The sequence below is a fragment of the Acidovorax sp. FW305-C-20-28 genome (assembly GCF_058783375.1).
The window spans coordinates 109,991-122,692 of the sequence record NZ_JBYSYM010000007.1 but is presented as its reverse complement, the minus strand read 5'-3'; the positions used below and the strand labels follow the sequence as shown (position 1 = coordinate 122,692).

The 12,702-nt window shown below is 68.3% G+C and carries 11 protein-coding genes; 5 read left to right on the top strand and 6 right to left on the bottom strand.

Going from position 1 to position 12,702, the window contains the following annotated elements; all coding sequences use genetic code 11:
• The first annotated feature begins 10 nt into the window (after positions 1 to 10).
• Positions 11 to 1,210, top strand: coding sequence for a toxin-antitoxin system YwqK family antitoxin (locus AC3WOH_RS10665; RefSeq protein WP_492229331.1), 1,200 nt, complete (start codon positions 11 to 13; stop codon positions 1,208 to 1,210).
• Positions 1,211 to 1,216: 6 nt separating this feature from the next.
• Here AC3WOH_RS10665 and AC3WOH_RS10660 read toward each other — a convergent pair whose 3' ends face one another.
• The 4 genes from AC3WOH_RS10660 to AC3WOH_RS10645 all read right to left on the bottom strand — a co-directional run bounded on the left by AC3WOH_RS10660 (position 1,217) and on the right by AC3WOH_RS10645 (position 4,435).
• Positions 1,217 to 2,257 carry a S49 family peptidase gene (locus tag AC3WOH_RS10660; RefSeq protein WP_492229330.1) on the bottom strand — a complete coding sequence of 347 codons (1,041 nt, stop codon included), beginning with the start codon at positions 2,255 to 2,257 and terminating at the stop codon, positions 1,217 to 1,219.
• An 85-nt stretch (positions 2,258 to 2,342) separates the two neighbouring features.
• Positions 2,343 to 2,723, bottom strand: coding sequence for a Rieske (2Fe-2S) protein (locus AC3WOH_RS10655; RefSeq protein ID WP_492229329.1), 381 nt, complete (start codon positions 2,721 to 2,723; stop codon positions 2,343 to 2,345).
• Positions 2,724 to 2,731: 8 nt separating this feature from the next.
• Positions 2,732 to 3,403, bottom strand: coding sequence for an HAD family hydrolase (locus AC3WOH_RS10650; RefSeq protein WP_492229328.1), 672 nt, complete (start codon positions 3,401 to 3,403; stop codon positions 2,732 to 2,734).
• A 24-nt stretch (positions 3,404 to 3,427) separates the two neighbouring features.
• The gene (locus tag AC3WOH_RS10645) at positions 3,428 to 4,435 is read right to left on the bottom strand and encodes an RluA family pseudouridine synthase (RefSeq protein ID WP_492229327.1); all 1,008 of its coding nucleotides are present in this window, start codon (positions 4,433 to 4,435) and stop codon (positions 3,428 to 3,430) included.
• Between the two features lie 591 nt (positions 4,436 to 5,026).
• Here AC3WOH_RS10645 and AC3WOH_RS10640 point away from each other — a divergent pair.
• The 4 genes from AC3WOH_RS10640 to queF all read left to right on the top strand — a co-directional run bounded on the left by AC3WOH_RS10640 (position 5,027) and on the right by queF (position 10,878).
• Complete coding sequence (locus AC3WOH_RS10640; RefSeq protein ID WP_492229326.1) at positions 5,027 to 8,152, top strand: Rne/Rng family ribonuclease; 3,126 nt, start codon at positions 5,027 to 5,029, stop codon at positions 8,150 to 8,152.
• A 152-nt stretch (positions 8,153 to 8,304) separates the two neighbouring features.
• Positions 8,305 to 9,084, top strand: coding sequence for a peroxide stress protein YaaA (gene yaaA / locus AC3WOH_RS10635; protein WP_492229325.1), 780 nt, complete (start codon positions 8,305 to 8,307; stop codon positions 9,082 to 9,084).
• A gap of 8 nt (positions 9,085 to 9,092) precedes the next feature.
• Positions 9,093 to 9,989 (top strand): 2OG-Fe(II) oxygenase, encoded by an 897-nt coding sequence (locus AC3WOH_RS10630; RefSeq protein WP_492229324.1) that lies wholly within the window; start codon positions 9,093 to 9,095, stop codon positions 9,987 to 9,989.
• Between the two features lie 37 nt (positions 9,990 to 10,026).
• On the top strand, positions 10,027 to 10,878 hold the full coding sequence (queF, locus tag AC3WOH_RS10625; RefSeq protein ID WP_492229323.1) for an NADPH-dependent 7-cyano-7-deazaguanine reductase QueF: 852 nt from the start codon (positions 10,027 to 10,029) through the stop codon (positions 10,876 to 10,878).
• Positions 10,879 to 11,058: 180 nt separating this feature from the next.
• Here queF and AC3WOH_RS10620 read toward each other — a convergent pair whose 3' ends face one another.
• Positions 11,059 to 11,316 (bottom strand): hypothetical protein, encoded by a 258-nt coding sequence (locus AC3WOH_RS10620; protein WP_492229321.1) that lies wholly within the window; start codon positions 11,314 to 11,316, stop codon positions 11,059 to 11,061.
• Positions 11,317 to 11,406: 90 nt separating this feature from the next.
• On the bottom strand, positions 11,407 to 12,675 hold the full coding sequence (locus AC3WOH_RS10615) for a DNA polymerase Y family protein (protein ID WP_492229427.1): 1,269 nt from the start codon (positions 12,673 to 12,675) through the stop codon (positions 11,407 to 11,409).
• Between the last annotated feature and the right edge of the window lie 27 nt (positions 12,676 to 12,702).

The following is a 12,702-nucleotide window of genomic DNA, read 5'->3' as shown; positions in this document are numbered from 1 at the left end:
ACTCCACGCCATGCAACGCCTCCCTGCCCTTTTGCTGCTCGCACTCGGCACCTGCGCCACGGGTGCACACGCCATCATCCGCTGCGAATTCAATGGCAAGCCCGTCAACCCCAGCAATGGCGCCGAAACCGCAGGCCTGACCGGCCTGCTGCGCTGCCGCGACGAGAACACCGGCCAATTGCAGCGCGAGCAGGAGCTCCGGGACGGCAAGTACCTGGGCAAGGAGCGATTTTTCGACCGCGAGGGCAAGCTGCAACGCGAGCGCAGCGTGAACGAACGCGGCAACAGCCAGGGCCGGGTGGCCGAGTTCTGGCCCAACGGCCAGCTCAAGCGCGAGGAATTCGCCGAAAACGGGCGCACCACCGGCGCCGTTCGCCGTTTCGACGCGAACGGCCGGCCCGAGCGCCTGTCCTTCCACGCCGAGGGGCAGGAACAGTTCGTGGTGGAGTACAACAGCGCCGGCCAGCCCACGCGGCTGCAGTGCCCACGCACCAGCGTGCTGCCCGAAGACCGCAAGCCCTGCGGCTTCGAGGGCGCCACGGACACCCCGCTGTTCACCAGCGCGGGCGCCAAGGCGGGCCAGGTGCGCTACGACCAGGGGCGGCTGCTGCTGTCCACCGAATGGACCAGCGACGGCCTGGTCGCCCAGCAGATGCAGTTCGAGGAAGGCCGGCGCGTGCACCGCAGCTTTTTCACCGAGGGCGGCAAGAGCGTGCTGCGCGAGGAACGCATCTTCGCCGCCGACGACCCGCAGCAGCAACCACCGCGCTTCCTGCGCGATACGCGCGGCCCGCTGCACAGCCTGCGCCGCTTTGGCAACAACGGCCAAATGACCGAACAACACGCGTTTGCCGATGGGCGCGAGGTGCTGCTTGAACGCTGGTACCTCAATGGCGCGCCACGCGAGCGCTCCACCACGAGCGGCACCGGCGATGCCACACGCATCCAGCGCGAGCTGCGCGACGACGAAGGCAAGCTCACCCGGCGCGAACTCCTCACGGCCGAGCAGCAGCCCACGGGCGTGCAGCAGTACTTTCACCCCAACGGCCGGCTGGGCCGCGAAGACCGCTACACCGCACCCGATGCCCGGGGCCGCACCCGGCTGGAAGCGCGCAAGCAGTGGGATGAATCCGGCAAGCTCACGGCCGACGACACCATCCTTGAAGACGGCTCACGCCAGCGCAAGGCCGCGAGCGGCCTCGATAGCTGACAGCCCTCAGCGCAGCTGAGGGCCGGCCGAGGTCAGCGCCTTGGCCGCACCGATGCCCATGGCCGCACCAAAGCGCTTGGCCAGGCGTTCGGCCACGTTGTCGCGGCGGGTGTAGTCGATGATCTCTTCGGCCTTGACCACCTCGCGCGCCACGAAGTCGAGGTTTCCGAGCTTGTCGGCCAGGCCCATCTCCACCGCCTGCTGGCCGGTCCAGAACAGGCCGCTGAAGGTCTCGGGCGTGGTCTTCAGGCGCTCACCCCGCCCGGCCTTCACCACGGCGATGAACTGCTGGTGGATCTGGTTGAGCATGGCCTGCGCGTACTCACGCTGCTTTTCGGTCTGGGGGCTGAACGGGTCCAGAAAGGCCTTGTTCTCACCCGCCGTGAGCAGGCGGCGCTCCACGCCCAGCTTGTCCATGATGCCAGTGAAGCCGAATCCATCCATGAGCACACCGATGCTGCCCACGATGCTGGCCTTGTCGACAAAGATCTCGTCGGCCGCCGCGGCGATGTAGTAGGCGGCCGAGGCACAGGTCTCCTCGACCACGGCATACACCGGCTTGTTGTACTTGGCCTTCAGGCGCACGATCTCGTCGTTGATGATGCCGGCCTGCACCGGGCTGCCACCCGGCGAGTTGATCAACAGCACCACGGCCTGCGAACCCTCGTCCTCGAAGGCGCTGCGCATGGCGGCGACCACGAATTCGGCACTGGCTTCGGCACCCGAGGCGATCTCGCCCTTGACATCCACCACGGCCGTGTGCGGCGTGCTCTTGCTGGCACCGGTCGAGGCCTGGCGCATGGCGCCAAACACCAGGGCGGCGATCAGGAGCAGCCAGGCAAAGCGAAAGAAGATCTTCCAGCGCCGGGCCGAGCGCTGCTCGTTCAGGGCCGCAAAGGCCAGTTTCTCCAGCGTGGCGCGCTCCCAGCCGGGCTCCTGCGCAGGGGCGCGGGGGCCCGAGGGGGCGGCCGACTGCGACCACAGGTCCTGCGACGGGGGGAAATTCTTGTCGGAACCCGGGCTTCCGGGCTGTTGGGGTTCGGTCATTTCAGGCCTTTGGGGACACCGGGCCATCCATGGCAGGCATGGATGCCGGAAAACAGGGCACGCCAGGGCGGATCATCTTCGTCATCTAGAACTCGACCGGCTGCAGGTTGTACGCAGTATGCCAGTGCACCACGCCACCGGACTCCGACAGGGTGATCTTCACCAGGCCGCCCCGGCAGGGCCCGCCCGCGCACTGGCCCGTGTCGGGCAGGTAGGCCGCGCCATGCGTGGCACACAGCAGCCAGTTGCCGCTGTCGTCGAAAAAGCGGCCCGGCTGGTAGTCCATCTCCATCGCCACATGGGTACAGCGGTTCAGGTAGGCGTGCGGCGCGCCGCGGTAGCGGATGGCAAAGGCCCGGCAGGTCTGACCGGCATAGACCAGGTCAAAGGGCACGGCCAGCCCGCCATCGACCAGCTCGGCGCTGTTGCACAAGGGAATGGCATGGGACTCGACCGGGGTCGTCATGGTGGCGCTCAAGCGTTGGCCAGCAGCCAGTCGTGCAGCTCGCGCACGGAATGGGCCACTGCGAGCGGCTGCAGTGCATGGAAGGCATCGGGCTCGTGCGCCCCGTAGCTCACGCCCACGCTGGGACAGCCGGCGTTCAGCGCCATCTGCAGGTCGTGCGTGGTGTCACCGATCATGAGCACGCGCTCGGGCGGCACATCGAACTCGGCCATCAGCTCCTGCAGCATCAAGGGGTGGGGCTTGCCGGCCGTCTGGTCGGCCGTGCGCGAGCCATCGAACACGCCCTTGAGGTCCTTGGAGTGCAGCACCTCGTCCAGGCCGCGCCGGCTCTTGCCCGTGGCCACCGTGAGCAGGTGCCCGGCGTCGCGCAGGTCGGCCAGCATGGGCAGCACGCCTTCGAACAGGCTCAGGTCGTCCTGGTGCTGCAGGTAGTGGAAACGGTAGCGGTTGCCCAGCTCGGTGTATTTCTCGGGCGGCACGTCGGGCGCCGCATGGGCCAGCGCCTGCATCAGCGCCATGCCGATCACGTACGAGGCCGCCTCGTCCGTGGGCACCTTGCCGCCCACGTCCTTCACGGCCGCCTGGATGCAGCGCACGATGATCTGGGTGGAGTCGAACAGGGTGCCATCCCAGTCGAAGGCAATCAGGTCGAAACGGCGGGGGCGGGACGTGGGGCGCATGCAGGCAGTCGGTCGGTCGGTCGGTCAGGAAGGGACAAATTCGGCCAGCTCGGGCGGCAATTCGGCATTCAGTGCCACGCGCTCGCCGCTGGCCGGGTGGTTGAACTGTAACCTCCAGGCGTGCAGGAACATGCGCCGCATGCCCAGCTTCTGCAAGCGTTTGTTCAGCTCGAAGTCGCCGTACTTGTCATCCCCCACGATGGCATGCCCCTGGCTGGCCAGGTGCACGCGGATCTGGTGGGTGCGCCCGGTCTTGATGGTCACCTCCAGCAGCGTCATGGCCGGCAGGCCCTGCTCCTGGCGCGCTGGCACCTTCTGGCGCACCTTGACCAGGGTGATGGAGCGCATGCCCTCGGGGTCGTCGGCCGTGGTCACGCGCACGCGGCGCTCGCCATCGGCCTGCAGGTACTTGTGCAGCGGCAGGTCGATGACCTTGTTGTTGGCAGCCCACACCCCCGTGACCAGGGCCAGGTAGGTCTTGCCGGTTTCGCGCTCGCGGAACTGGTCCTGCAGGTGCGTGAGCGCCGAGCGCTTCTTGGCCACCAGCAGGATCCCCGAGGTGTCGCGGTCCAGCCGGTGCACCAGCTCCAGGAACTTCGTGCCGGGCCGGGCCTGGCGCAATTGCTCGATCACGCCGAAGCTGACGCCGCTGCCGCCATGCACGGCCACGCCGGCCGGCTTGTCCAGGGCGATCAGGTGCTCGTCTTCGAGCAGGATGGGAAATTCGCGCGCGGGTGCAGGGCGCTCGGCCTTCTCCGCCACCTTGTCGGAGACGCGCACGGGTGGCAGGCGCACCACATCCCCCGTCTCCACCCGGGTGTCGGCGCTGGCACGGCCCTTGTTGATGCGCACCTCGCCGCTGCGGATGATGCGGTAGACATGCGTCTTGGGCACACCCTTGAGGTGGCGTATCAAAAAGTTATCGAGGCGCTGGCCCGCCGAGTCCTCGTCGACCTCGACGAGCCGGGCGGCCGGCGGGTTGGAAGCCGGGGCGGGGCCGGATGGCGGTTTGCCCCCTATAATGTGTTTCACCTGCGCGTTGCTGTGTAAGTGGTTGATTTGTCTGGAGTTTAGTCCACACGACCGCCACACGTGCGCAGGCCGGTCGATGCCAGCGGGTGTCGCCCACGCAGATTGCAGGCCAGATGCCTGCAATGGCCTGGGTGCCAGCCGGCGGGCTGACAGATTGAAACACTGATACGGAATCCCCCAAGCTGGCAGATGCGCCCCACCAGGGCAAGGTCTGCCAGCGGATCGAAGCGAGCATGTGGTTGTTGATGGCCTGGATTGTGACCTTGTGGCGGTGGCGCATGCCCCTGGCCATGCGCGCGCAATGGCAAGGGCCTGTGGCAGCCACCCGGCAAGCGCAACCAGCCGCCTTGTTCGTGGCAAAACTGCGCCTCTCCCACTCGCCCCCTTCCACGCGCCCCTGCCTTTTGCTGCCGCGCTAACGCGCGGCAGGCTTTCGGCATCCCCGGCAATTCCCTTCGTTTCGACGCGTCAGTCCAGGCATTCACGGCTCCTGTAGAGCTTGTTCAATGGTTTGGAACTGCGGGTGGCAGCCCGCGCAAGGCCTGATGGCTGCGCCGCTGCCCACCGCGAAACACAAGAAGGAATCGCATCATGAAGCGGATGCTCATCAACGCCACGCAGCCCGAAGAACGGCGCCTGGCCATCGTCGACGGACAAAAGCTCCTCGACTATGAGATCGAGATCGAAGGGCGCGAGCAGCGCAAGGGCAACATCTACAAGGCCGTCGTCACGCGCGTCGAGCCCTCGCTGGAAGCCTGCTTCGTCGACTACGGCGAAGACCGCCACGGCTTCCTGCCGTTCAAGGAAATCTCGCGCAGCTACTTCGCCCCGGGCGTCTCGCCCAGCCAGGCGCGCATCAATGAAGTGATCCGCGAAGGCCAGGAACTGCTGGTCCAGGTCGAAAAGGAAGAGCGCGGCAACAAGGGCGCAGCCCTGACCACCTTCGTCTCGCTGGCCGGCCGCTATGTGGTGCTGATGCCCAACAACCCCCGCGGTGGTGGCGTATCGCGCCGCATCGAGGGCGAGGACCGCGCCGAGCTCAAGGAGGCGATGGACCAGCTGGAATACCCGAACGGCATGTCCATCATCGCGCGCACCGCCGGCATCGGCCGCACCGCGCCCGAACTGCAGTGGGACCTGAACTACCTGCTCAAGCTGTGGAACGCCATCGACGGCGCCGCCAAGGGTGGCAAGGGCGCCTTCCTGATCTACCAGGAATCGAGCCTCGTCATCCGCGCGATCCGCGACTACTTCAACAGCGACATCGGTGACATCCTCATCGATACCGACGACATCTACGAGCAGGCGCAGCAGTTCATGGCGCACGTCATGCCCGAGCATGCCGCCCGCGTGAAGCGCTACCGCGACGACGCCGCCCTGTTCAGCCGCTTCCAGATCGAGCACCAGATCGAGTCGGCCTACGCCCGCACCGTGCAACTGCCCTCGGGCGGCGCCATCGTGATCGACCACACCGAAGCGCTGGTCAGCGTGGACGTGAACTCGGCCCGCGCCATCAAGGGCGGCGACATCGAGGAAACCGCCACCCGCACCAACCTGGAAGCCGCCGACGAAGTGGCGCGCCAGATGCGCCTGCGCGACCTGGGCGGCCTGATCGTGATCGACTTCATCGACATGGAGGAGAGCAAGAACCGCCGCGAAGTGGAAAACCGCCTGCGCGACGCGCTGCGCCAGGACCGCGCCCGCGTGCAGTTCGGCACCATCAGCAAGTTCGGCCTCATGGAGATGAGCCGCCAGCGCCTGAAGCCCGCGCTGTCCGAAGGTTCGTCCATCCCCTGCCCCCGTTGCGGCGGCTCGGGCCACATCCGCGACACCGAATCCTCGGCCCTGCAGATCCTGCGCATCATCCAGGAAGAGTCGATGAAGGACAACACGGCCGCCGTGCACTGCCAGGTGCCCGTGGAAGTGGCCTCGTTCCTGCTCAACGAAAAGCGCACCGAGATCGCCAAGATCGAACTCAAGCAGCGCGTGGCCGTGCTGATGGTGCCCAACAAGACGCTGGAAACCCCCAACTACCGCCTGGAGCGCCTCAAGCACGACGACCCGCGCCTGGACCACATCGAAGCCAGCTACAAGCTCGCCGAAGATGTGGAAGACCCCACCTCGGTGACGCGCCGCTCGCAGGAACCCACCAACAAGCAGACCCCGGTGATCAAGGGCGTGCTGCCCGATGCCCCGGCCCCGCAGGTCGAGCCCCGCCCCGAAGGCGCGGCACGCCCTGCGCGCGCAGGCCAGCAAGGCCAGCGCCCCGCTGCCACGCCTGCCGCAGCCCCCACGCCCGCACCGGCACCGGCTGCTGCCGCCCCGGCCGCACCGCAGGAGCAAGGCTTTTTTGCCTGGCTCAAGAGCAGCATCGGAAGCCTGTTCGGTGGCGCTGCCCCCGCGCCAGCGCCGGTGGCAGCACCGGCCCCCGCGCCCGCACCTGCTGCAGAGGCGGCACCGGCCCGTGAACCCCGCCGCGATGGCCGTGGCGAAAACCGTGGCGGACGCCGCAGCAACCGCGACGCGCCTGGCCGCAGCGAAGGCCAGCGCGAAGGCGGCGGCCGTGACGGTGGCAACCGCGAAGGCGCCGCAGAAGGCCGTGGCCGCCGCGGCGAGCGCTCGGCCGAAGGCCGTGCACCGCGCGACGCCGAAGGCCAGGGCAATCGCCCACCGCGTGAAGGTGGCGAACGCCGCCCCGAGGGCGAGGGCCGTGAAGGACGCGGTGGCCGCAATGGCCGTGGCCGCAACGATGGCGACAACCGCAACCAGGCCAACGCCAACGCACTGAATGGCGAGCAGGCTGCCGCCGTGGCCGGCGCCCAGGTGGAAGGCCCGATCGGCGGTGGCAGCGACGCCAACGCCGGCCAGCCCCCGCGTGGTGAACGCGGCGAGCGCGGCCCCCGCCGCGAGCGCGGTGACGGCTCCGGCCGCCGCGAACGTGGCGATCGCGGTGAGCGCACGCCCCGCAATGCCGAGGGCGCCGAGCAGGCCGCACCGGCAGGCGATTTCGCCGACACCTCGCCACTGGCACTGCTGCCCGACCTGGACCTGACCGGCAACGAGTCGGCCAACAGCGCAGCGGGCAGCGAAGAGCAGCGCCGCGAGCGCCGCTCGCGCGACCGCTATGGCCGCGACCGCCGCGAACGCGGCGAGCGCGGTCCGCGCGAGAACGCCGAGGGCGCAGCCGCACCGGCAGCCGCCCCGCTGCTGGACTTCGATACCTCGGCGGCCGCGGCCCCCACGGACGCATCCCAGGACGAAGCGCCCCGCCGCAGCTACTTCAGCGCCCCCGCCGAAGCCGCCGCACCCGTGGCAGCAGCCCCGGTCACGGCACCAGTGACTGAGAGCGCTCCAGCCCCCGTTGCCGCCGCGCCCGCCCCCGTGGCAGCGCCTGTGGCCGCCCCCGTGCCGGCAGCCGCCGCGCCCGTGGTGGCTGCGCCAGCCCCCGCCACCGGCCTGCCCCGCGTGCAGGCCTTCACCCTGCCGCTCGCCGAGCTGCACCAGGTCGCCGAATCGTCGGGCCTGCAGTGGGTGAACTCCGATGCCGCCAAGATCGCTGCCGCACAGGCCGCAATCGCAGCAGAGCCCAAGCCCATCCATGTGCCGCGCGAGCGCCCACCCGTGGTGGTGATCGACGAAGGCCCGCTGGTGCTGGTGGAAACCCGCCGCGACCTCTCGGCGATGAAGCTCCCGTTCGAGCAACCCCCAGCGGCGTGATGCGCTGAGCACACAAGAAGGCGGCCTCGGCCGCCTTCTTGCTTTGGGGTCCGGTCTTTGTGCAGGCGTGCCGCAGATGCCGGTATCCTTGCGCCCACGTCCACGTTGCCCTGCCTGCTGTTTTTCCGGGCCTTACGAACCACCACGCCACCATGCTGTTCCTGCTGTCCCCCGCCAAGTCGCTGGACTATGAAACCCCGCTGCCGCCAGACCTGCCGCACACGCTGCCGCAGTTCGTGCCGCAATCCAAGGACCTGATCCGGGTGCTGCGCGAAAAGTCGCCCCAGGACATCGCCACGCTGATGTCGCTGAGCGACAAGCTCGCTGCCCTGAACGTGGCGCGCTACCAGGCCTGGAAGCCGCGCTTCACGGCCGCCAATGCACGCCAGGCGCTGCTGGCCTTCAACGGCGACGTCTACGAAGGCCTGGACGCGCGCACCCTGGGCCCCGAGGAACTGCAGTGGGCGCAGGACCATGTGTGCATCCTGAGCGGCCTGTACGGCATGCTGCGCCCGCTGGACCTGATGCAGCCCTACCGCCTGGAGATGGGCACGCGCCTGGCCACCGAGGCCGGCAGCAACCTCTACCAGTACTGGGGCGACCGCATCGCCAAACACCTGAACACCCGGCTGCGCGCCGACACCACGCCCGTGGTGGTGAACCTGGCCTCGCAGGAGTACTTCAAGGCCGTGGACACCAAGGCCCTCAAGGCCCGCGTGATCGAATGCGTGTTCGAGGACTGGAAGGGCGGCGCCTACAAGATCATCAGCTTCCACGCCAAGCGCGCGCGCGGGCTGATGGCGCGCTACGCCATCGGCCACCGCCTGGCGACCCCGCACGCGCTCCAGGGCTTTGACCTGGAAGGCTACACTTTTGCTCCCGCCGCCTCCCAACCTGAGCGCCTGGTGTTCCGGCGCAAGACCAACGTGTGAGATCTGCCATGGCATCGTCTTCCGAACAGTCGCCTTCCAGCGCCACCGCCGCTGCTGCGCGCCAGGCCATCACGCCCGAGCTGCGCCGCTGGATCATCGAACAGGCCGAGGCCGGCTTTGCCGCCCCCGTGGTGCTGCAATCCATGCGCGATGCGGGCTGGAACGAGGACGTGGCCGCCGAAGCGCTGGAAATCACGCTGCAGGACCACCTCAATGCCCTGGCCGAGCAGCAGGGCCAGCCGCCCGCCGTGAAGGTGCCCGAGCCCCTGCTGGACGAATCGCCCGCCGAGGTCGATGCCGGCGACCGCGTGGTGAAGGTGCTGCTCGCCATCGCCAAGCCGCGCGTCGTGGTGTTCGGCAACCTGCTCTCCGACGAGGAATGCGACGCCCTGATCGCGGCCGCCGAGCCGCGCATGGCGCGCTCGCTCACCGTGGCCACCAAGACCGGCGGCGAGGAGATCAATGCCGACCGCACCAGCGATGGCATGTTCTTCCAGCGCGGCGAGAACGCCGTGGTGCAGCGCATCGAGGAGCGCATCGCGCGCCTGCTAGACTGGCCCATCGAGAACGGCGAAGGCCTGCAGGTGCTGCACTACCGCCCCGGCGCCGAGTACAAACCGCACTACGACTATTTCGACCCCGGCGAGCCGGGCACACCCACCATCCTGAAGCGCGGCGGCCAGCGCGTGGGCACCCTGGTCATGTACCTCAACACGCCCGAAAAAGGCGGCGGCACCACCTTCCCCGACGTGCATGTCGAAGTCGGCCCGCAGCGCGGCAACGCCGTGTTCTTCAGCTACGAGCGCGCCCACCCCTCCACCAAGACCTTGCACGGTGGCGCACCGGTGATTGCCGGCGAGAAGTGGATCGCCACCAAGTGGCTGCGCGAGCGCGAATTCAAATAAGGCCTGTGCCTGTGCCCGACAACAGGAGGACCCCGCCATGAACGACAACACCCCCGAACAATCCCAGCTGGGCAAGGCCTCGGCCTATGTGGACCAGTACGATGCCTCGCTGCTGTTCCCCATCCCGCGCGCGGGCAAGCGCGCCGAGATCGGCATCACCGCGGCCCCGCCCTTCTTCGGCGCGGACCTGTGGACGGCGTTCGAGCTGTCCTGGCTCAACCAGCGCGGCAAGCCGCAGGTGGCCCTGCTGCACATCACCATCCCGTGCGAGACGCCCAACATCGTCGAGAGCAAGTCCTTCAAGCTCTACCTCAACAGCTTCAACAACACGCGCTTTGCCGACCCCTCCGAGGTGCAGGCGCGCATCCGCGCCGATGTGAGCGAGGCCGTCTGGCGCAGTGCCGAACACCCGGCCACGGTGGGCGTGAAGCTGCTGCTGCCCGAGATGTTCGACCAGGAGCCCGTGCACGAACTCGACGGCCTGAGCCTGGACCGCCTGGATGTGGAATGCACGCACTACCAGCCCGCCCCCGAACTGCTGCATGCCGTGCACGACGAGCCCCCGGTGACCGAGGTGCTCACCAGCAACCTGCTCAAGAGCAACTGCCTGGTGACGGGCCAGCCCGACTGGGGCAGCGTGCAGATCCGCTACACCGGCGCGCCCATCGACCAGGAGGGGCTGCTGCAGTACCTGGTGAGCTTTCGCAACCACAACGAATTCCACGAGCAGTGCGTGGAGCGCATCTTCATGGACCTGTGGACGCGCTGCAAGCCGCTCAAGCTCACGGTCTACGCACGCTACACGCGCCGCGGCGGCCTGGACATCAACCCGCTGCGCACCAGCCACCCCCAGGCCCTGCCAGGCAACGTGCGCACGGCAAGACAGTGAGCACCTGAGCCGGCGCAGCCAACCCAACGGCTTGGGTGCTTCGTGGCGCACGATACTGGCGCGACCCAGGCCAGTGCCCCCGCGCAAGGGCCGCCCCGCCGCGCTGGGGGCGTCCCCCTCCCAGATTGCGAAGCAATATGAGAGAGGGGGAGGCGGCGTAGCCGCTCAGGGGGTGCTTGTTTACTTCAGCCAGTCGCATCGCAACCGGTTCAAGCGGTGCGCCCGGGCGCGCCAGGCCACATAGAGGCTGGGCAGCAAGGTACCTGCAAGACACAGGGGCGCCGCCCAGGCATCGCCCAGCACGCACGTGGGCACCCAGCCCACCCAGCCCATGAGCCAGAGCGTAAGCACCAGATCCCACAGGTGGTATTCCAGCGGATGCTCGACCCGGTGGTCCACATGCCATTGCTTGATGCGTTGGAGCTCGTTGAGCGTCATGACCATCTCCGCCAGAGGGCACTCCAATGTAAGCCTGGCGTAAGAATTCGTCAAGATCGCGCCCCCCCGGTGCGGCGGCAGCGATGTGGCTCAGAACAGCGGACGGGTGTAGGGGTCGGCCTCGCGCGACCGGGGCGGGCGCGGCTCGGGCGGGCCGTCGGGCACATCGCCCTCGCGCTCCAGCGTGCCCACGCGCACGCCCAGCAAGCGCAGCTTGCGGTCCAGCGGCACCCGCTTGAGGCACAGGCCCGCCGTGCGGCGGATGGTGGCCGCGTCCTGGGTGTAGCGGTCCAGCGTCTGGTCGCGCGTGGCGATCCTGAAGTCGTCGTAGCGCAGCTTGATGCCGATGGTCTTGCCCACATAGCCCTTGCGCTGCAGGTCGGCCGCCACGCGCTCGCACAGGTCGGTGAAGATGCGGCCCAGCTCCGCCCTGTCGCGCACGGCGTGCAGGTCGCGGTCGAAGGTGGTCTCGCGGCTCATGCTCACGGGTTCGCTCTCGGTGACCACGGGGCTCTCGTCGCGGCCCCAGGCCACGCGGTGCATCCAGGCGCCGCTCGACTTGCCGAAGCGTTCGATGAGCCACTGCGGGTCTTGCGCCGCAAGCTGGCCAATGGTCACTATGCCCAGGCTCGCCAGCTTCTCGCCCGCCTTGGGGCCGATGCCATTGATCTTGCGCACGTTGAGTGGCCAGATCCTGTCCTTCAGATCCTCTTCGTAAACGATGGAAATGCCATTGGGCTTGTTGAACTCGCTGGCCATCTTGGCCAGCAGCCGGTTGGGTGCCACGCCGATGGAGCAGGTCAGGCCCGTCACGTCGAAGATGCTCTTCTGGATCAGCCGCGCCAGCACCCTGCCCCCTTCGCGCTGGCCGCCGGGTACATCGGTGAAGTCGATGTAGACCTCGTCCACGCCGCGGTCCTGCATCACGGGCGCGATCTCGGTGATGGTGCTCTTGAACAGGCGCGAGAAGCGGCGCACCTCCTCGAAATCCACGGGCAGCACGATGGCGTCGGGGCAGAGCTTGGCCGCCTTCATCATGCCCATGGCCGAGCCCACACCGAACTGCCGCGCCGCATAGGTGGCCGTGGTGATGACGCCCCGGCCCACATAGTCCTTGAGCAGGGGGAAGTCGGCCACCGGGATGAAGTGCGGCTCGCGCAGGCCCTGGCCGTCGGGGCTTTGGTGCAGCAGCTCGTCGACCTTGCGCCGCCCGCCGCCGATGACCACGGCCAGGCCCTTGAGCTGCGGGTAGCGCAGCAGCTCGACGGATGCGAAGAAGGCATCCATGTCGAGGTGCGCAATGCGGCGCAGGCGCGGTGCGGAAGGCTCGTCGGGCGGGGCGGAGGTCACGGCCTCCATTGTGCGCAAAAGCGCCGCCACCCTGCT

Excerpts from the sequence above, each read along its gene's own strand:
- AC3WOH_RS10665 (WP_492229331.1), top strand. The coding sequence starts at position 11 with ATGCAACGCCTCCCTGCCCTTTTGCTGCTCGCACTCGGCACCTGCGCC.
- AC3WOH_RS10660 (WP_492229330.1), bottom strand. The coding sequence starts at position 2,257 with ATGACCGAACCCCAACAGCCCGGAAGCCCGGGTTCCGACAAGAATTTC.
- AC3WOH_RS10655 (WP_492229329.1), bottom strand. The coding sequence starts at position 2,723 with ATGACGACCCCGGTCGAGTCCCATGCCATTCCCTTGTGCAACAGCGCC.
- AC3WOH_RS10650 (WP_492229328.1), bottom strand. The coding sequence starts at position 3,403 with ATGCGCCCCACGTCCCGCCCCCGCCGTTTCGACCTGATTGCCTTCGAC.
- AC3WOH_RS10640 (WP_492229326.1), top strand. The coding sequence starts at position 5,027 with ATGAAGCGGATGCTCATCAACGCCACGCAGCCCGAAGAACGGCGCCTG.
- yaaA (WP_492229325.1), top strand. The coding sequence starts at position 8,305 with ATGCTGTTCCTGCTGTCCCCCGCCAAGTCGCTGGACTATGAAACCCCG.
- AC3WOH_RS10630 (WP_492229324.1), top strand. The coding sequence starts at position 9,093 with ATGGCATCGTCTTCCGAACAGTCGCCTTCCAGCGCCACCGCCGCTGCT.
- queF (WP_492229323.1), top strand. The coding sequence starts at position 10,027 with ATGAACGACAACACCCCCGAACAATCCCAGCTGGGCAAGGCCTCGGCC.
- AC3WOH_RS10620 (WP_492229321.1), bottom strand. The coding sequence starts at position 11,316 with ATGACGCTCAACGAGCTCCAACGCATCAAGCAATGGCATGTGGACCAC.
- AC3WOH_RS10615 (WP_492229427.1), bottom strand. The coding sequence starts at position 12,675 with ATGGAGGCCGTGACCTCCGCCCCGCCCGACGAGCCTTCCGCACCGCGC.